The sequence below is a fragment of the Verrucomicrobiia bacterium genome (assembly GCA_035629175.1).
Taxonomy (GTDB): Bacteria; Verrucomicrobiota; Verrucomicrobiia; order Limisphaerales; family DASXHY01; genus DASXHY01.
Genome location: DASPIL010000048.1, coordinates 46082 through 65565 on the forward strand (window position 1 = coordinate 46082; position 19484 = coordinate 65565).

Annotated in this window: 19 protein-coding genes; 16 read left to right on the forward strand and 3 right to left on the reverse strand. The window is 58.9% G+C overall.

From position 1 onward, the window contains the following. The gene (locus VEH04_08380; GenBank protein HYG22783.1) at window positions 1–1392 is read left to right on the forward strand and encodes a sugar transferase; all 1392 of its coding nucleotides are present in this window, start codon (window positions 1–3) and stop codon (window positions 1390–1392) included. A 20-nt stretch (window positions 1393–1412) separates the two neighbouring features. On the opposite strand, the gene VEH04_08385 is transcribed toward VEH04_08380, so the two are convergent. Beyond that, on the reverse strand, window positions 1413–3494 hold the full coding sequence (locus VEH04_08385) for a PAS domain S-box protein (GenBank protein HYG22784.1): 2082 nt from the start codon (window positions 3492–3494) through the stop codon (window positions 1413–1415). A 205-nt stretch (window positions 3495–3699) separates the two neighbouring features. Between VEH04_08385 and tyrS the strand changes: the two genes are divergently transcribed. Continuing rightward, window positions 3700–4977, forward strand: a complete 1278-nt coding sequence (tyrS, locus tag VEH04_08390) for a tyrosine--tRNA ligase (GenBank protein ID HYG22785.1) — start codon at window positions 3700–3702, stop codon at window positions 4975–4977. Window positions 4978–5003: 26 nt separating this feature from the next. On the opposite strand, the gene VEH04_08395 is transcribed toward tyrS, so the two are convergent. Then, a complete protein-coding gene (locus VEH04_08395) occupies window positions 5004–6260 on the reverse strand; it encodes an oligogalacturonate lyase family protein (GenBank protein ID HYG22786.1) in 1257 nt (418 codons plus the stop codon). Window positions 6261–6480: 220 nt separating this feature from the next. Between VEH04_08395 and VEH04_08400 the strand changes: the two genes are divergently transcribed. After that, on the forward strand, window positions 6481–7617 hold the full coding sequence (locus VEH04_08400; GenBank protein HYG22787.1) for a glycoside hydrolase family 88 protein: 1137 nt from the start codon (window positions 6481–6483) through the stop codon (window positions 7615–7617). 10 nt (window positions 7618–7627) lie between these two features. Here VEH04_08400 and VEH04_08405 read toward each other — a convergent pair whose 3' ends face one another. Further along, window positions 7628–7825: a hypothetical protein gene (locus tag VEH04_08405; protein HYG22788.1), complete on the reverse strand. Its 198-nt coding sequence runs from the start codon at window positions 7823–7825 to the stop codon at window positions 7628–7630. 275 nt (window positions 7826–8100) lie between these two features. On the opposite strand from VEH04_08405, the gene VEH04_08410 reads away from it, so the two are divergent. The 13 genes from VEH04_08410 to VEH04_08470 all read left to right on the forward strand — a co-directional run bounded on the left by VEH04_08410 (window position 8101) and on the right by VEH04_08470 (window position 19483). Beyond that, a complete protein-coding gene (locus VEH04_08410) occupies window positions 8101–8640 on the forward strand; it encodes a TraR/DksA C4-type zinc finger protein (protein ID HYG22789.1) in 540 nt (179 codons plus the stop codon). Window positions 8641–8703: 63 nt separating this feature from the next. Further along, the gene (locus VEH04_08415) at window positions 8704–9204 is read left to right on the forward strand and encodes a DUF1003 domain-containing protein (GenBank protein ID HYG22790.1); all 501 of its coding nucleotides are present in this window, start codon (window positions 8704–8706) and stop codon (window positions 9202–9204) included. Between the two features lie 201 nt (window positions 9205–9405). Further along, window positions 9406–9966 (forward strand): hypothetical protein, encoded by a 561-nt coding sequence (locus tag VEH04_08420; protein HYG22791.1) that lies wholly within the window; start codon window positions 9406–9408, stop codon window positions 9964–9966. 67 nt (window positions 9967–10033) lie between these two features. Continuing rightward, complete coding sequence (locus tag VEH04_08425) at window positions 10034–11791, forward strand: GspE/PulE family protein (protein ID HYG22792.1); 1758 nt, start codon at window positions 10034–10036, stop codon at window positions 11789–11791. Window positions 11792–11794: 3 nt separating this feature from the next. Beyond that, window positions 11795–13054 (forward strand): type II secretion system F family protein, encoded by a 1260-nt coding sequence (locus VEH04_08430; GenBank protein ID HYG22793.1) that lies wholly within the window; start codon window positions 11795–11797, stop codon window positions 13052–13054. Between the two features lie 16 nt (window positions 13055–13070). After that, entirely contained in the window at window positions 13071–13517 is a 447-nt protein-coding gene (gene gspG, locus VEH04_08435; protein ID HYG22794.1) for a type II secretion system major pseudopilin GspG, read from the forward strand. Window positions 13518–13522: 5 nt separating this feature from the next. Beyond that, window positions 13523–14092, forward strand: coding sequence for a GspH/FimT family pseudopilin (locus VEH04_08440; GenBank protein HYG22795.1), 570 nt, complete (start codon window positions 13523–13525; stop codon window positions 14090–14092). Further along, complete coding sequence (locus VEH04_08445) at window positions 14067–14507, forward strand: type II secretion system protein (protein ID HYG22796.1); 441 nt, start codon at window positions 14067–14069, stop codon at window positions 14505–14507. The genes VEH04_08440 and VEH04_08445 overlap by 26 nt, the downstream gene beginning before the upstream one ends. Continuing rightward, the gene (locus VEH04_08450) at window positions 14504–15220 is read left to right on the forward strand and encodes a GspJ family type II secretion system protein (protein HYG22797.1); all 717 of its coding nucleotides are present in this window, start codon (window positions 14504–14506) and stop codon (window positions 15218–15220) included. Before VEH04_08445 ends, VEH04_08450 begins: the two co-directional genes overlap by 4 nt. Next, on the forward strand, window positions 15217–16584 hold the full coding sequence (locus VEH04_08455; protein HYG22798.1) for a hypothetical protein: 1368 nt from the start codon (window positions 15217–15219) through the stop codon (window positions 16582–16584). Before VEH04_08450 ends, VEH04_08455 begins: the two co-directional genes overlap by 4 nt. Before the next feature lie 31 nt (window positions 16585–16615). Continuing rightward, complete coding sequence (locus VEH04_08460; protein HYG22799.1) at window positions 16616–18067, forward strand: hypothetical protein; 1452 nt, start codon at window positions 16616–16618, stop codon at window positions 18065–18067. Then, the gene (locus tag VEH04_08465) at window positions 18054–18587 is read left to right on the forward strand and encodes a hypothetical protein (GenBank protein HYG22800.1); all 534 of its coding nucleotides are present in this window, start codon (window positions 18054–18056) and stop codon (window positions 18585–18587) included. The genes VEH04_08460 and VEH04_08465 overlap by 14 nt, the downstream gene beginning before the upstream one ends. Further along, the gene (locus VEH04_08470) at window positions 18584–19483 is read left to right on the forward strand and encodes a hypothetical protein (protein ID HYG22801.1); all 900 of its coding nucleotides are present in this window, start codon (window positions 18584–18586) and stop codon (window positions 19481–19483) included. Before VEH04_08465 ends, VEH04_08470 begins: the two co-directional genes overlap by 4 nt. Window position 19484: the final 1 nt, after the last annotated feature.

The following is a 19484-nucleotide window of genomic DNA, read 5'->3' on the forward strand; positions in this document are numbered from 1 at the left end:
ATGCTGAGACGCGATCGACAGGTGCGAATGCAGGTTCACCAACTGGTGGACGCATGCATCTTTGCGTTCAGCTTCTGGATCACCTACCACGTCCGCGCGCATCCACTCGTGGTGGAGCAGTTCCAGTTGGTTAGCATTCCCGCATTTAAGGATTTCGCATGGCTTCTGGTCGTGATCATTCCCGCTGCACCTCTTGTGCTTGAAGCGCAGGGTTTCTATGACCGGCCGATCGCGTGTTCCCGGCTGCAGACGATGTGGTCGCTTTTCAAGAGCTGCATCATCATGGGTATCGGGCTGATTCTCCTGCTGTTCCTCGGCAAAGCAGCGTTTTCACGAATCGCCGCCGTCTGGTTCGGCATCACGTGTTTTGTGCTCATGATCCTGAAAGAGGAGATTCTGCGCGTGGTTTATTACAGCCAGATCGCCAGGGCGCAGCGGAAACGCTATTTCGTTCTGGTCGGCACCGAAGATGAAACCGCCAAGATGCGTCAGGAACTGCGCGGCAAGGCCGCAGAAGACATCGCAGTACTGGCGGAGCTGAACCTCAACGATACCCCCATCGAAAAGTTGTCCGGCCTGCTGCACGAGCATTCCGTGAATGGCGTGATCATCAACGCAAAACATTCGTACTTCGAACAGATCGAGGCCGCCATTCGGGCCTGCGAACTGGAAGGAGTGGAGGCATGGCTTGTCGCGGACTTCTTCAAAACACAAATTTCGCGGACAACATTCGACGACTTTTTCGGGCGCCCGATCATGGTGTTTCGCACAACGCCGGAAGCCTCGTGGCAGAGCGTTTCCAAGCAGCTCATCGACTTTTTTGGCGCGGTCATTTTGCTTCTGTTGACGTCGTGGCTTCTGGCCGCAGTCGCGCTCGCGATACGGCTGACGTCTCCCGGTCCAATCCTTTTCCGGCAGCAACGGTCAGGACTGAACGGCCGGCCGTTCACAATCTACAAATTTCGGACCATGGTGACGGACGCCGAACAGCGCAAGCATGAGCTCGCGGCGATGAATGAGATGTCTGGGCCCGTCTTTAAGATGACGCACGACCCTCGCATCACGCCGGTTGGACGCATCCTTCGCAAGTTCAGCATCGATGAACTCCCGCAGTTGTTTAATATCATCCGCGGCGAAATGAGCCTTGTTGGGCCGCGTCCGCTGCCGGTTGATGAAGTAAAGCGCTTCAACGACTTCGCGCATCGGCGCCGCCTGAGCGTCAAGCCGGGCCTGACGTGCCTGTGGCAGATCAGCGGCCGCAACCAGGTGACCGACTTCAACGACTGGGTGCGGCTCGACCTTGAGTACATCGACAACTGGTCGATCTGGCTCGACCTCCGCATTCTCTTCCGGACGGTGCCCGTCGTTATCGCAGGAACAGGCGCCAAGTAGTTCGTCGCGTCGGAACGCGATCAAACTGGTTTGTTGCCGGCCACGGATGCCGCAGTGGGATCGCTCAACGGAGTCGGCGGATTGCTTTTCCGTGAAATTGGGATGCGCAGGGTGAAGCACGCCCCCTGACCGAGGCCATCGCTATGCGCCGCCACGTCCCCGCCGAGTTCACGCGCAGCCAGCGCCGAACTGTGCAATCCAAAACCGTGGCCGTCCTTCTTGGTCGTGAATCCGTATTCAAAAAGGCGCTTGAAATGCTCGGCATCGATTCCGACTCCGTTATCCGTGACGGAGAGAGCCACGAAGCCGTTCGACGAGACGGCGCGCACCACGAGCTTCTTGCCCGTGCGCTCCACCGCTCTCAATGCGTGTTTCGCATTCCGAACGAAGTTTACGAGAATCTGCAGAACCTTGTTTTTCTCGACCCAGACCTTCGGCAGGTCGGGGCTGTAATCCCGGACAACTTCAATGCCGTGACGGGACAGGGACCCCAGGTGGAACCGGAGCGAATCCTCCAAAATTGCCAATGGATCCATCTGTTCGATCATGCTCCCCGGACTGGCATAGGTTTGCTGCATGCAAACGATCTCTTTGATGTGATCCACGCTCCCGCGAAATTGCTTCAATTCCAGGAGAATCGCAGCGCGTTGCGCGGTGAGGCTGCGGGCGAGCTGATCCAGGTATCCCGGCAACAGCTTGCCTTTTGGATCGTTCGTCAAATACGCGGAAAGATCGCCTGAATGCTCGGTCAGGAGCGCGGCTGCTTTCGCGAGGCCAGTGCCGGGTAATTGATTCACTTCGCTTTCGATCAAGGCCGCCGACACGTTCATGCTGTTGATGACGTTCTTCACATTGTGCAGAACCCCTGTTGCGACCTCGGCGATTCCAGCCTCGCGCGATGCTTTGAGCAATTCCTTGTGAACACGCTCCAACTCACCCTCTGCCTGCTTGCGATCGGTGACGTCCAGCGCCGTTCCAACCCTTCCCGTCACATTCCCATCTGCTGAACGCAGCACTGCCGCGCGGGAATGCACCCATCGTATTTGTCCGTCCGAGCCGACAAAACGATATTCACATTCGAAGTCAGAGCCCTCGCGGCAACTGCGCGCTATGGTTTCCTGAACCCGCGCTCGGTCATTCGGGTGGATGCTTTGCATCCAGAGACTTGCGGTGGCCGATTCCGACTCGCTGCCCGTGAAGCGGCGGCAATAGGGATTGCTGTAAAGGATTGTTCCCTTTCCGTCGGTGAGAAACACGCCAACGGGCGCTGAATCGCTGAGCGTGCGGAATCGGGCTTCGCTGCCACGCAGTCGTTCGTGGGCAGCGGAAAGTTCCAGTGCTGAAGCCCGGAGTTCTTCGTTGGCCCGCTTGAGGTCCGAGGTGCGTTCCGCGACATGGCGTTCCAGTTCTTCGCGGGTGTTTTCGAGCGCCGTCAACCTGCCCCGCGCTTCAATCTCGCGAAGCAGCCCGCGGCTGACAAATGCCGCGATCGCGGCGGCCAGGCTGGTGCCGATCGCGACAAGGGAGATCAACTGGCCGCGGACCGTGATAAACTGGCCTTCAATTTCGTCCGTGATCGCCATGACCTCGCTTCCCTGAAAGGCACGGAAGGCTTCCCACGCAGCGTGGTAATCATTCAAGAGCGGCAGTACCTGTGAAATCATTCTGCCTCGCGCTTCCTCGTTGCGACCTCCCTCCATCATTATTCGCGTGGCCTCCCGGTATGCCGCCACGTAGGCGGCCCGCCGTTTTTCAACCGCATCAAGTAGTTGTTGTTCCGCAGCCGTTTCAGCGGTTTCAGTGGCACGCGACAGAAGAGCGGAGATGCGTGCGCTGTTTGATTCCCTTTGCTTGAGCAGAGCTTCGATTTGCGCTGAATCGTCGATTAGAAGGATGGTGAGCGTGATGCGGTTGTTTGCGGACGAAAGCTGCAGGGCGTCAATTGACAATTCAGCATGCTCCCAGCGTTGGGAAACAATCTTGTTCAGCTCATGCCGCATGCCGCTCATTCGGGCAAGACCCAGCCACCCGACCGCCACCAGCACAAGCATCAGCCCGATAAACGCGACGCAGAGTTTCAGGACGATTCGCTTTGGATCCATAAGGTTACGGTGGCGACGCACGGTCGGCGCACCAGCCGTTATCGGACGTTATCGGCGGTTCCGTTGTGAAACTTTTTGGCCTTCGCTACACCGATCTTGTCCTTCTCAAGCCACGGCGACCGGCGAATCACGCCAAAAACCTGCTTGGGACGGACGGGCTCCGGGATTGGCAACGGCCACTGCCGTGCTTAGGCTGGGCGCTCTCATGAGCATTCTTGAAGAATTGCAATGGCGCGGGCTGGTGGCGGATTGCACAGATGCCGCCGAGTTGGCAAAGAAGACCTCGGCGCCTGTCACCCTCTACTGCGGCTTCGATCCCACCGCCGACAGCCTGCACGTCGGCCATCTGGTGCCGCTGCTCGGGTTGCGACGTTTTCAGAATGCAGGCCACTTTCCCATCGCAGTGGCAGGCGGCGCGACGGGAAGCATCGGCGATCCCAGTGGCAAATCCGCCGAGCGCCAGCTCCTCACGAAGGAACAGATTCGTGCGAACGTGGAATCTGTCCGCCCGCAACTCGCTCGCCTCCTCGATTTCGAAACCACGGTCAACCCTGCGAAACTCGTTGATAATGCAGACTGGACCGCGGGGATGAGCTACCTGGACTTTCTTCGCGACATTGGAAAACACTTCTCCGTAAACCAGATGGTGGGGAAGGAAAGCGTGCGCGCACGCATGGAGGATCGGGAAACCGGCATCAGCTACACGGAATTCAGCTACATGCTCCTGCAGGCATTCGATTTTTATGTGCTTTGCCGCGACCACAATTGCGAACTGCAAATCGGCGGCAGCGATCAATGGGGAAACATCACCGCAGGGATTGATCTCGTTCGCAAAAAGCTCGGCCGACAGGGATATGGCCTGACGCTGCCGCTGATCACGAAGGCCGACGGCACGAAATTCGGCAAGACTGAATCCGGCGCGATCTGGCTGAATCGAAACAAGACCAGCGTCTACCGGTTTTACCAGTTCTGGATCAACGCAGACGATCGCGACGTGGTGCGTTATCTGAAGTTTTTCACATTCCTGCCGCAGGAGGAAATCGCGGACCTTGAGGCGAAGCATGCGCAGAATCCCGGGACACGCGAAGCTCACAAGGCCCTTGCCAAGGCCGCAACCAACCTCATCCACGGCGAGTCCGCAACCGCGGAAGCTGTGCGGGCGAGCGAGATCCTCTTCGGCGGAAATCTCGACGGGGTCACGGAAAACACGTTCAACGAAATCGTTGGCGAAGTTCCCACACGGGATCTGGAAAAGAACAAGCTCGATGGCGCGGGGCTCCCGCTGGTCGAACTGCTTGTAGTTTCCGGCCTGTGCGGCTCAAAAGGTCAGGCCCGCAAGGATATCGAAGGCGGCGGCGTGAACATCAACAACGTGCGCGAAACGAATTTCCAGCGCGCCGTCACGTCGAACGACCTTCTGTTCGGCAAGCACGTCCTGCTGCGCAAAGGCCGCAAGAACTACGTGGTTCTTAGCGCCCGCTGAAACGACTTGCCACAAACCCGTATTGATCAGCGCCCGGCTTTCGCCACTTCGACGATGAATGAGTGCGATGCGCCGAACAGGTTCGCGCGAAAAGCAATCCACTTTCCGTCCGGCGTGAACTGCACGTTCGGTTCCAGCGCGTAATTGTGATTTTTCATGTTTACCAACCGCTCGGATCGGAACACGCCGGTTTGGATCAGCTTCCGATCTTCGCTTAATGGGCCATTGGGAATGGCCGTCATTTCCGGGCGAAACAGGTAAATCCATTTTCCGTCCTGCGCCTTCGCAACTGATCCTTCGTGTCCGCCGTCACCCGCGAACAGTTTTCCATCAGGTGAAATGTTGTAGTGCACTGACCATTCATCGCGCTGCAACTGATACCATGTCCGCGCGCCCGTCTCGATTTCATAACCCGCCAGCCAAAACACCTGGCCTCTCGGCGTTTGCAGGTCGTACCAGATGGTTTTACCATCGGCACTGAAGAATTCATGCCCCGCAATCTCCATCTGCATGGTGCGCGGGTGAATGGCTTTCAAGCCCGTGCCATCCGCCCGGATGGTCCAAAGCCGGTCAAGCAGGTGCCATGGCCCTTCATGGCAGAACAGGATCAATTGCGGATCCATCGGTGACATTTGAACGTGGTTCAACCAGTCGGTTGAAGAATGGAATGTTCGGCTTGCGCCATCACTCACATTCATTACAAACATCTGCATCGGCAAACGCGCGCGCAGGCGGCGCAGCATCCATGTCCCCTTGCCTTCGTCCGGGCGGCGGAACATCGCGTCCCGTTCGGCATCCGATTGCGGCGGGCGTTCGACGAAGCTCCCCGCCAGCAATGTCTCATCTGCATTGATGGCCAGCATGGAGCCGCGGCCGGTTCCCGGCACATTGCCAACCCGGCGGGTGATTTTCGTATCAAGGTGCGTGCAGTATACCGTTGCGGCATCACCTTCCCGTTTTACATAAAACACCTGGCGGGTCTTGCGGCCCACAATGATGCCGCTCTGGTTCGTCGAAAACCTTGTGTCAGGCACCACCAACGCGATTTCCCGGTTCTGCAGGTTAACGGTGGAAATTCCGCCAGGCGTGGTCATCACCATCTTGTCGCCGCTCGCGGTGAACGCGTTCTGATGAAAATAAAGGCTTTCGCTTCCCGGTTCAGTGGACAGCCGCACCACCCGGTGCCCGGTGTCTCGATCGATCCATTCGCGGGGCGGCTCTTCCGCAGCGTTGACAACAGGGACCAGCAAACAACAAGCGATGGAAACGAAACGAAGTCGCATAAATTTTTGAAGCGGGGCTGAACAGCGTGACGCCGGGTGCGGGCAAAAGGTGTCAGCAAATCGGCTCGACAATCATCCCCAAAAATGGCGAGTGCTGACTAGGGGATTTTCCATAGACAGAAAAGTCCCGGCCGTTATTGTTCCCGCACCCGCTGCCTGGAAATGCGCGACAAAATCGCGACTCTCCGGCGCGACATTTCCACATCAACGCGAGCGAATCATGAAAACAACACGCCGTGCCGGGCTGGCGATCGGATCAACACTTCTCTGCGTCCTCACAGGCCTCGGCTGTGCCACAGGAACCGGGAAGCCGGAAGCATTTCAGCAGTGGCCCGCTGGAGCCGCGCCGGCCGAAGTTGGCAGGCGTATCGCCGAGAATTTCGCCGCCCGAAAATTTGATTTCGAGACCAATCCACGCCGCCAGTATGTCATCTATCCCGAGGTGTGCGCGTGGTACGGTTCCTTGACAACCACCAAGCTCAGCGGCGCCGATGAGTTGCGTCAAACCTTCATCCGGAAATTCGATCGCTTCCTCAATGAGGACGCAAATCGCATCTCCCCAAGTGCGCATGTTGATTATCGAGTTTTCGGCGCGGTCCCGCTGGAACTTTACCTTCAGACCGGGGACAAAAAATACCTGAACATTGGCAAACCCCTCGCTGACAAGCAGTGGGAGAACCCCACGCCCGACGGGGTCACGGCTGAGGCGCGGTATTGGGTCGATGACATTTACATGATCTCCGCGGTGCAGGTTCAGGCGTATCGGGCGACAAAGGATCCCGTGTATCTGGATCGCGCTGCGCTGACAGCGGCGACGTATCTCGATAAACTCCAGCAACCCAACGGGCTGTTCTTCCATGCTGAAGATTCTCCATTCTATTGGGCTCGCGGAAATGGCTGGTACGCGGCCGGAATGGCCGAATTGCTGAGCGAGCTGCCTTCAAGCCATCCCCGGCACGCCCGCATCGTGCAGGGATTCCGCACCATGATGGCGTCCCTGCTCAAGTATCAAAGCAAGGAAGGCTTGTGGCGCCAAATCATCGATCGCGAGGAATCGTGGCTGGAGACATCGGGCACGGGCATGTTCGCGTTTGCAATGGTGACGGGCGTCAAACGCGGTTTCCTGGATGAGAACACTTACGGCCCCGCGGCTCGGAGAGCGTGGCTGGCGCTGGTGGATCGGCTCGATGAAAACGCGAATGTAAAAGACGTCTGCATCGGGACAGACAAGGCTTTCAAGGTGGTGGGTGAAGATAAGGACGCCCAGCTCAAGTTTTATCTCGAACGGGGGCGGCGCACTGGAGATCTGCACGGGCAGGCTCCGATGCTGTGGACCGCGTCAGCGTTGCTGCGTTGAGCGCTGAGCGCTAACGCAATCCGCTGCCACTCTTGGTGCCCGAATCAATTCCTGTCTGCGTGGCGGTGTCGCTTCCGACACCCAACCCAGTCGTTCCGTGCACGCGAATGGAATCGTGTGTCTCTGCGGGGGCATCTGCGCCGCCCTGGAATGTGGAGCAACCGGTAAGGGAGAGAAGCACTGCAGTGATAAGTGCGAAGGTTTTCATGGTCTTTGTTTCCGTTCTAGTTTGAGCTGGGACTGTTCCGGCAGTCACTCCCGGAACAGTCCCTACGCTCAACCGGCTTCCCCCTTTTCCCAAGCCGATCTTCCCCACCCCATATAGACCTCTTCGTAACGCCATCAATCTATCGCTGGCGGATTTTGCGGCCATGGGGAAAAAGAAGTAAAACGCACGAAAGAACTACTGCGGGTGAACACCCCGGGGAAATCGCCCCAAGAGCGGCATCATTGCTTTGGGGCACACCTGTGCCAGTCTTCTCTATGCGAACGAAACTGACGAAACAAACCGTTCGAAAGCGCGCCCCGCGCCGGAAGCGCGCCGCAACGGCGGATATCCTCGGTAGCGGTCCGCCCGAGGACAGACCAATCCCGGCCAGGTGGAAACGCCATTACCAGCGGCTTTTGCAGGTTCGCGCCTACCTGACGTCGCGGCAGGACGACCTCGTGAAAGACGCGAAGGAAGATCAGAGCAGCTTCAGCCTCCATATGGCGGACGCCGCCACAGACAGCTTTGATCGCGACTTTGCGCTAAGCCGCGCCTCGTCGGAACAGGAGGCGTTATATGAGATCGATGAAGCCATTGATCGCATCCGGGAGCGCACCTACGGCATTTGCGAGTTGACTGGGAAACCGATCGACGAAGCGAGGCTCGAGGCAATTCCCTGGACCCGCTTTTCATTGGAAGCTGAGGAAATACTCGAACGTGAAGGTCGCGTTCAGCGCGCTCACCTGGCACCCAGGGCAGCCGTGCCCCGGCATTCAGGCGACGAACGCGGGCCTTCGGAAAAAGAATCGGAGTGATCCTTGCAGGAAACTCGAGGAACTTCAGAGGCGCGCCGACTGCGTGGCGACAATCTGCAGACCATGCGGGTTGTCGAACGCAATATTCGCGCGTTGCTCGACCACAGAAAAGTCGAAGAGAAATCGCGTTCCCTGGAATCGCGCTGCGCGGACTGCATCACGCAATTCGCCGGCAGCATGAAGTTCGTTTACATCCACCTTGTGGTTTTCGGCCTTTGGATATTCGTGAACCTAGGATGGATACCGTTCATCCCGCGCTTCGATCCAACATTTGTGGCCTTGGCGATGGTGGCGTCCGTTGAGGCCATCTTCCTTTCGACCTTTGTGTTGATCACCCAGAATCGCATGGCCGAGATGGCGGACCGCCGCGCCGACCTGGACCTGCAGGTGAGTTTGCTTTCGGAGCATGAAATCACCCGCATGATTACCCTGTTGCGGGCTGTCGCGGATCGATTGGGAGTCAAAGAGGCGGCCAACCCTGAATTAAACGAACTCGAGCAGGACGTGCATCCCGAGCGCGTTCTCGACACGATCCAGGAACACACTAACCGCCGATCCCGCTGAGCCCTGCCGCGCCCCGGCCGCGCAATTTCTGCGCTGCAGGATACTGAAACTGAGCAGGCGTTGCGCGATCCCTCCGTTTCCGAGGGCGAAAAGGCCCAAAATGCCGATTGGCACGACGGCTGCATTGAAGACCAGGCTCGCCGGCGCGATGTTCCGGCGAAAACCAAAACCCAGAACACATAGAACACAGGAGTGGCAATAATGAAACTGAGCAAAGCTTTATCAATCGCCGCGATGGCCCTGACCATCGCGACGACCGGCGCGATCGCGCAGAATGAAGGCGGCAATCAGGGAAATCGCCAGCGCCAGGGCGGAGGAAACGGTGGTGGTGGTGGTGGATTCGGAGGCGGCAACTTTGATCCCGCCGAGTTCCAGCAACGCCGGCTCGAACGCCTGCGCGAAAGCATGGGTGCAAGCGATGACGGCGAATGGAAGGTGATCCAGGAACGCGCCCAAAAGGTTTGGGAAGCGCAGTTGAGCGTCGGCGCGATGCGGATTCGCGGCGGCGGCCGCGGCGGTGGTGGCGGCGGCGGCGGATTTGGCGGCGGACGCGGGAATTTCCAACCCAGTCCAGAGGCCGAAGCCCTGCGCAATGCCATCGACAACAATGCGCCCACCGAACAATTGAAGGCAGCGCTCCAAAAATATCGCGACGCCCGCAAAAGCCGCGAAGCTGCACTGGAGAAAGCCCAGGCTGATCTCAAGCAGATCCTCTCGGTGAAACAGGAAGCCGTTGCCGTGAGCCAGGGATTGCTGGATTGATCCGTTCGTGCATCAATCACCACTCTGAAGTTTTGCGGCGGCTTCCGGGCCGCCGCATCCCATTTAAATGAGCCCCGTTGCCAATCAGGAACCCGCCTTGAATGCCTTGCTCGATCGCATGGTCGCAGCACGACAACTATCGTCCAGCGACGCAGAGTTGCTGGCCGGGCAAAGCCAGGGAGCGACCCTCAAAACCGAAGAGGATGTCCTGCGCTGGCTGGCAGCGGAATACGGACTGGATTTCACGACTCTCGATGACGTGGAACCCGACCGGCAATTGCTCTCACTTTTCCCCGCTCGAATTCTTCTCAAAGAGGAGCTGCTGCCGCTCCAGCGCATCGATGGCACGGTTCACATCGCCACCAGCCGGTTGTTCGCCACGCAGGGCTTGGATGCGTTGAAGTCGCTTACCGGCCTCAACCTGAAACCCGTGCTCGCATCGAGCGAAGTCATTCAGCGCGAAATGAAGAAGCGCCTGGGTGTGGGCGCTGACACCATCGGCACACTGGGCGAAGAGAAGGGATTTGAGGTTGTCGATGAAGGCGCCGACGAAACTGATCTCGACAACGCCGCCGAGGATGCTTCGATCATTCGGTTCGTCAACCAAGTGCTGAAGGATGCGATCGAGTTGCGCGCGTCAGACATTCACCTCGAGCCGTTTGAAGATGAATTTCGCATTCGTTACCGTATCGACGGCGTCCTCCAGGAAGTTCCCGTTCCCGCCCAATTGAAGCGATTCCAGCCGGCCATCGTGTCGCGCGTCAAAATTCTCAGTCATCTCAATATCGCCGAAAAGCGGCTGCCGCAGGACGGCCGCATCAAGATTCGCGTGGAAGACGCGGAGGTGGATATTCGCGTGTCCGTGATCCCGATGTTGCACGGCGAGGCTGTCGTCATGCGCTTGTTGCGTCAGAACTCCACGCTGCGGGGTTTGAAGGAAATCGGCATGGACAAGCGGGAACTCGACTCGTTCCAGCACGTTCTTCAGTTGCCGCACGGGATCATCCTGGTCACAGGCCCAACCGGCAGCGGCAAGACGTCGACGCTTTACACGGCGCTGAACGAGATCAACGACGCCGATCGCAAGATCATCACGATCGAAGATCCCGTGGAATACCAACTGAAGGGCGTGAACCAGATCCAGGTTTCCGAAAAGGCGGGGCTGACCTTTGCGCGCGGATTGCGATCCATTCTGCGGCACGATCCCGACGTCATTCTGGTGGGTGAAATCCGAGACCAGGAAACCGCACAGATTGCAGTGCAGGCGTCGCTGACGGGCCATCTTGTGTTCTCCACGCTGCATACCAATGACGCTCCGGGAGCTGTGACGCGCCTCGTCGACATGGGTGTCGAACCTTATCTTGTCGCATCCTCGCTGGAAGCCGTGCTGGCGCAGCGCCTGGTGCGCGTTTTGTGCCGCCACTGCAAGCAGCCCGACACGTCAGCAACATCGCGCGCACTGAAGGCGCAGCTGGGAATTCCTGAAGACACGACCATTTACCGGTCTGTCGGATGCCGCGAATGCCGCAACACGGGGTTCTTCGGCCGCCACGCCATTTTCGAATGGATGGATATCGACAACGCCATTCGGCAGATGGTGCTGCAAAGTGGGTCGACGGACCAGATTCGCGAGGCAGCCCGAAAGCTGGGAATGAAAACCCTGGCTGAAGACGGCTGGCGCCTGGTGCGACTCGGCGTAACCACGGTTGAAGAAGTGTTGAGCGTGACCACCGCGAAGGAAGTCGCGCGCACCACGCACAACGATTCCATGGATTCAGCGGCTGAGGCGGCGAACCCCGCCACCCTGGCCCTTGACAGGAAGTAAACCATGCCTGTCTTTCAATACAGGGCAGTTCGCGCGAATGGCGGCATGACGGAAGGGCAGCTTGAAGCCTCGGGGCGCCACGATGCGTTCAGGCAGATTGAAATCCTCGGGCTGCGGCCTGTCAGCCTGGCCGAGAAGAACGGCACACCCGCTAAAACAAACGGCCAGTCCGCCCCAGCGAAGTCCGCAGACGCCGGCGCGCTCTCGCTGAATTTCCAATCGAAAAAGGTCAGCGCCAAGGATCTCGAGAATTTCACGCGCCTGCTTTCGAGCCTGCTCGCCGCGGGTGTTCCCCTCAGCCGCGCCCTCGTCATTCTTTACCGCGAATCCTCCAACCCGATGGTGTCCGCCAAGTGGAAGGAAATTCACGATCGCGTTGTGGACGGCATGTCGCTCGCCGATGCCATGGCGAAGTCGCCGGAAACGTTTCCACGGGTTTATACCGCAATGGTGCAGGCGGGGGAGACGGGCGGGTTCCTTGACCTCGTGCTGTCGCAGATTTCGGATTTCCAGGCGCGCGAGAAGGACCTGAAGTCCAAGGTCATGACGGCCATGCTGTATCCGATGATCCTGCTGGTCCTCGCGTTGGGAGTGCTGGTTTTCCTGATGGTGTTTTTCATTCCGCGATTTCAGAAAATATTCGCTGGCTTTGGCGGGGACCTTCCCTTGATCACGCAGGTAATCGTCGGCACCAGCCACGTCATTCGATCCTACGGATTGTTCGTGGCGTTTGGCGTGGTGCTGCTGGCCTTGCTGTTGCGGAACTGGTTCACCTCGGAAACCGGACGGCGTGTCTGGGAAGGCGTGATGCTGCGCTCGCCGATCGTTGGGCCGCTGGCGGCTCGATTTGCGATGGCCCGCTTCTGCCGCATGCTTGGGACGTTGCTGGGAGCCGGGGTCCCGCTCGTTCAGGCGCTGAATGTCGCGCGCAAATCGATTGGAAACCAGATTCTCGTCGATGCCGTTTCACGCGCGATTGAGCGCGTCCAGGAAGGCGGACGGCTCGGCGAAAGCCTGGCGGAATGCCGCGGCCTGTTTCCCGGTTCCGTGTTGGAGATGATTTCTGTCGCGGAGGAGAGCGGGCGGCTCGATGTGGAGCTTGTGCGCATTGCGAACGTCACGGAGGGCGATTTGGATCGCCAATTAAAAACAGCGGTGGCCTTTGCCGAACCGGCCATGTTGTTTCTGATCGCGGGTTTCATCGGAACGATTTTTATCGGCATGTTGCTGCCGATCTTTTCGCTTCAGGATCACATCAAATAACGCAAACAAAACGGATATGAAATTAATCACTCAACGCATCAGGAGCCGCAGCGCCTCTGCAGCATTCACTCTGATCGAGCTGCTGCTCGTGCTCGCAATCCTTGGAATTCTCGCTGCGATTGTTGTGCCCAAAATGGCGGGGCGAACCCAGGACGCGCAACTCCGCGCAGCTGCGACACAAATCTCTGTGTTCAAGACGTCGCTCAGCACGTTCGAGCTCGATAATGGTTATTATCCCCGCGGCCAGAACGGCCTGCAGGATTTGATTCAACGGCCGCGCGATGCCCAGAATTGGAAGGGGCCCTACCTCGACACCGATGTCCTGCCGAAGGATCCGTGGGGCCACGATTACGTTTACACGTCGCCCGGCCGCTACAATACGACAGGATACGACATTTCCTCCAATGGGCCCGATGGGCAGCCCGGGACGGATGACGACATCACAAGCTGGACGAAGAGGTAGTCTCGATGACGACGCTTCAATTTGAACGCATTCGCAGCGCTCACGGGACGTCCTTGGTAGGGCGAACCGCTGGCCGTCGCGCCGCGTTCACGTTGATTGAACTAATCCTCATTCTGGCATTGCTGGCAATCGTTACGTCCCTCGCAGCGCCTTCCCTGTCGAAATTCTTTCGTGGTCGCGCGTTGAGTTCCGAAGCGCGGCAACTGCTGTCGCTAACGCACGCCGGACAGAGCCGCGCGATTTCGGAAGGATTTCCCGTTCTCCTCTGGATCGACAGCCAGGCGGGCGAGTACGGCTTGCAACTGGAAGATGCCTCAAAGGCTGCAGGTTCAATTGAACCCGATCCCAAGGCGGAGTCCTTTTCGCACGATTCGAGCCTGAAGCTTGAAGCGATGGACGCGGCGCCGATCTCGCTGAACGGCCGGAGCGTCGCGGCAATTCGGTTTCTGCCGGACGGCACTGCCGACGAGGCGAGCCCCACGCAAGTGCGCATCATGTCGGCCACGGGCGAGACACTCTGGCTGATGCAATACACAAACCGTCTGGGATATGAGATTCGCGCAGGCCAATTTTAAGCGGGCGCGCGCGCCATTCCCGATGCGGAAACGCCAATCGGCGTTCACGCTGGCAGAGGTCCTCGCGGCCATGCTGTTCATGGCGATTGTCATTCCCGTTGCGGTGGAGGCCTATCGCGTCGCGAGTCTCGCGGGCGAGGTGAGCGTGCGCAAATCCGAAGCCACGCGCGTCGCGGACCGTGTATTGAACGAAACCATCGTGATGACGAACTGGTTGCAATCAGCGTTGAGCGGGACCGTGATCGAAAACGGATTGGAATATCGCTGGAACATCAAAAATGAAAACTGGCCCGTCGATTCGGTGATGCGCCTTCTCATTGCAGAGGTGGAATTCAATGCGGGCGGGCGGCCATACAATGTCCGCCTCAATACGCTCGCGAACGCACCGGGGCTCGGAGGAATGGCCCTCCCATGAACTGGGTTCGCGATCACCACAGCAGCGCCACAAACCCGCGCCGATCCAACGGGTTCACGCTGATTGAACTGCTCCTGGGAATTGCCATCATGGCCACGGTCATTGTTGCGATCAACGCAGTGTTCTTTACCACGCAACGCCTTCGTGAGAGGACGATCAGCGCCGTCGAGGAGTCGCTGCCAATTCAACAAACCATGGCCACAATGCGGCGCGATTTGCAGGGAATCGTGCCTCCCACTGCCGGCGGCCTGATCACGGGAACCTTCAAAGCCGGCAACGTGACGAGCCTTGGGGTCAGCATGCCAGTCGATATCGAATTCAACACGACCACGGGAATTGTCCGCGATGACCAACCGTGGAGCGAAGTTCAGAAAGTCAGCTACGGATTGCGGATGGGCGGTAATCGGCAAGTACCGGGAAGCGACCTTTACCGGACTATTACGCGGAACCTGCTTGCGACAATTACTCCCCAACCCGAAGAGCAATGGCTGCTCAGCGGCGTCGAAAGCCTTCAGTTTTCCTGTTATGACGGACAGCAATGGCGGGATTTCTGGGATACTTCCGTCATGGACACCAACCTGCCCAGCGCCATTCGAATGCGGATCACGCTCGCCAGCCACGATGGGCAGTCGGACCCGCGCCAGTTGGAAATGGTGGTGCCGATTTCATCACAGGTGCGAAGCAACCAGGTAGCGGCAGGAAGCACCCAATGAATTTGCCGCTCTGTCCATTATTGGCGCGCCGCCCGCATACCAGCAGGGGTTCGGTGCTTGTCATCGTCTTGATGATCACAATCGGGATGATCAGCATTTCAATCTACTTTGCGAATTCGATGTCGCTTGAAATGCGCGCCGCGGACAATCGTTCGTCCGGCTTTGCGGCCGAGCAGGCCATCGAAGGCGGCGCCCGCTACGTCGCCATGATTCTCGGGGTTTATGGCACCAACGGGATTTTTCCCGAGGTCGGCGAGTATGCCGCTGAGGCGGTGTCGCTCGGATTGTCGCTGGTGCCGGAGGAGAATGCGCATTTCTGGCTGGTGGGTCGCAACAACGGCACAACCATCAGCACGGAGCCGCACTTCGCCCTCGCGGACGAATGCGCCAAACTGGACCTGAACGCTCCCTGGCTTACGGCAGAAATGCTGGTGTCCAACGTGCCGAACATGACTTACGAATTTGCGGAAGCGATCATCGATTGGCGGAGCACCAACGATGTGAATGGGTCTTCGCTGAATTACAGCCAGAACGGTTACCTGCCCAAGCATGCGCCGTTCGAAACAGTAGGCGAACTGCGCCTTCTTTATGGTGCGCTGCCGCAATGGCTGAAAGGCGAGGACCTGAACCAGAACGGAATCCTGGATGCCAACGAAGAAGACTTGAACGGCAATGGCGTGGCGGATCCGGGCTGGACCGAGTACTTCACGGTCCATAGTTACCAGCCCAACACGCGTCCTGACGGATCGGCGCTCACCAACGTCAATAACGCAGCCCAGTTGGTCGCCTTGCTCGAGATGCGCCTCGGAGTCTCGCGTGCCCGCGAAATTACGAATGCAGTGGGAGCCCTCGGACAGGACGGCACGGTCCCGCCTGTTGCCAGCCTCCTGCAGTTCTATACGCGCAGCCGCATGAACGCGGACGAGTTTGCGATGGTTTATGATGATCTTACGGCCAGCACCAACGACTTTACGATCGGGCGGGTCAACGTAAACACCGCGCCCGTCAGCGTGCTCGCCTGCTTGCCTGGAATGAACTATGACACCGCCCTACAGCTGGTGAATTTCCGGGAATCCACGCTCGTGGATTATCGAACCTTCGCGTGGGTGGTTGACGCATTGGGTTCAGGCAACAGCAGCCTGCAGGCTCTCGCACAGGGCGATTACATCACGGCCCGCACCTACCAGGTGAGTGCGGATATTGCAGCGCTCGGCCCGTTCGGTCGTGGTTATCGTCGCGTTCGCGTCGTGTTCGATACAAGCGAAGGATTCCCAAAGGTGATTTATCGCCAGGATCTCAGCCGGCTGGGATGGGCATTGGGCCGCGAGGTGCGGCAAACCTGGGTCACGCGAAACACACGATGAGCAAATTCGAACTTCAACGCACCGAGCCCTGATGAACAAAGTCATTGCAGTCAATTTCCTGAAACGGAAGACGCCGTCCAGCGTGCTGGGTCTTTCGATCGATGGCAGCCGCCTGGAAGGTGTCGTCCTGCGGCGCCATAATGGATCGTTGCAGGTGTTGCAGCGGTTTTCCGCCACGCTGGCGCTCGATCCGATGACTGCGGAGACGGAACTCGCCGGGCGCGAAATCTTGAATCACCTGCAAGCCGCCAACGTTCGCGAAAGGCATTGCGTCGTTGCATTGCCCTTGCGGTGGGCGCTTGCAGCACATACCGAGATTCCGAAAATTCCGGAGGCCGACATTGCCGACTTTCTCGAGCTTGAATTGGAGCGTGGTTTCCCAACCGACGTCGCGACCCTGCAACTCTCCACCTCGCGAATCAACTCGGCGTCGGGACAGCAGCACGCAACGTTCATAGGCATCCCGCGCGTCCAGGTGGAGCGCCTGGAATTAGTGTTGCGCAACGCCCGACTGCGCCCGGTCAGCTTTTCCTTCGGCCTGACCGCTCTCCATGCGGGAATGGCGGCCGACGCTGGCGTGCTCGCGCTGTCGATTGAGGAAACCCACGTGGGCCTCCTGGTAGCCGCGGGCGGCGGAGTCGCAGCCTTGCGGGCGCTCGAAAGCACCCTCGATGATGGCAACGGCGGACGCGTGCTGCACGGCGACCTGATCGGACGCGAGGCGCGCATCACGCTCGGACAGTTGCCGGCTGACTTGCGTGAATCCGTAAAAGCCATCCGGGTTTACGGCCCGCGCGACCTCGCCCGCCGGTTGGCAGATGACCTTCGTCCGCGCTTCGAACCCGCGGGACTCAAAGTGGAAGCCATCGCTGTGTATCCGCCGGATCAATTCGGCCGCACGCTGCCTGCCGACACCGCCGTGGGGAGCGCGTTCAACCTGGCGGCCCTTTACCTGACGCGGCGCACGTCAGGCTTCGAATTCCTTCCGCCCAAGGTATCGGCATGGCAGAGGGTTACTTCGAAATACGCGCCCGGCCGGCTGCGCAAGCTGGCTGCCGTTGCGGCGCTGCTGCTGTTCGGAATTGCGGGAGCTTTCGGATACCAGGAATGGCGCCTCAGTTCGTTGCGTGGACAATGGCAGGCCATCGAACCGAAAGTCCGTTCGCTGGAAAGCATGACCGCCAAGATCAGCCAGTATCGGCCGTGGTTCGACGAGAACTTCCGCTGCCTCACCATCATCCGACAGCTAACCTCGGCGTTTCCGGAGGACGGAAGCGTCACCGCGCGAACCTTGGAGATTCGCGACATGAACCAGGTGAACTGCTCGGGCAATGCGGAGAATTATGCGGCGCTGATTCGCACGGTTCACCACCTGGGAACCAACAGCGGTGTGAGCGATCTCGTTCCCCAGACGCGCGGCAAGTCGCCCGTGCAATTCTCTTTTGAATACCGTGTCAACTCACCCCTGAATGAAAACCGATAATCGCCAAAAACTGCTGATCGTGGCTGTCGGAGTGATGGCGGCGCTGCTCATCGGCGACAAGCTGCTCTACGGCCCGGGTGTAAAGCTCTGGCAATCGCGGCAGCGTGAGATCAGCCGCCTGCAGACACAGATCACCGAAGGATCCGCATTGATCCGGCGCGAGGAGATCGTTCGCGAACGATGGGAATCAATGCGGACAAACACGCTGCCGAACAACCCGTCCTTCGCGCAGGAGCAATTACTGAAGACCCTGCAGGATTGGGCACAGGAAAGCGGCGCAAGCCTTTCGGGCCTGACGCCCCAGTGGAAGAACGATTCCGAACAATTCAAGACCCTCGTCTGCCGGATTAACGGCGAAGGCACTCTCTGGGCGCTTGCACGGTTTATTTACAATATCGAGAAAGGCCCGCTTGGATTGAAGCTCGATTCAGTGGACATTACGTCCCGGGACAACACAGGTCGCAACCTCTCGCTTGGAGCGCAGGTCAGCGCCCTGGTGCTGACCCCTCAACAACCATGACGCGGATCCTTCACAACGCACGACTCGCTGCATCCAGCCTGATCCTGATCGCGGCAACGTCGCCCGTCCTTGCGGCCCAGAACGCGCCTGCAACGCAGGGCCGCCGCACCGATTTTTCGGCTTTCCAGATCATCAACAACCGCAACATTTTTGACCCGAACCGCCGCGCTCGCGAACAGGTGCGCGCAACGCCGCGTCCTCCGCAGATTGTGGATACCTTTTCGCTCGTCGGGACGATGAGCTATTCCAACCAGTTGCTCGCGTTCTTCGACGGCTCGGGATCGGACTATCGAAAAGCGTTAAGAACCGGGGATCGCATTGCCACTTTCACTGTGACTGAGATCCAACAGGGCACAGTGAAACTGGAATCGGGCACCAACGACGTGTCGCTTCGCATCGGCATGCAAATGCGCCGCATGCAGGACGGCTCGTGGAATCCCGCGGAACCGAGCTATGGCACCGTCAGCTCCTATTCGGGGAACCGCCTGCGGGACGTTGGGGACGGGCGGAGCTTTGGGTCGCTTCGAACCGGCGGACCCGCTTCATCAGGAGGGGGCTCTGCCGCGGAAAGCAGCCCCGCCCCTGACCTGAGCAACCTGGATCCGAACGATCCTGTGGCGCGGCTGATGTTGCGGCGATTGCAGGAGGAGGGTGGAGCACCGGTACGCCAAGCCAGCGGCCTTCCGCAGGTGCCGGGAGGGATGATGCCGCCATCGGAGCTGAACCCGACTCAAGCCACACCTCAAGACGACACGCCCGCCCCTGGCCTGGCACCGGCTGGCGAAAGGATGTTGCCGAATCAGGAAACCAACGAGCCTGAGGAGGCATCTTCCCAAGGGGGCGTCGGAGAGCCGGCCCGGGCGGTTAACAGCCAGGATGGACAATTCAGGAACTGAT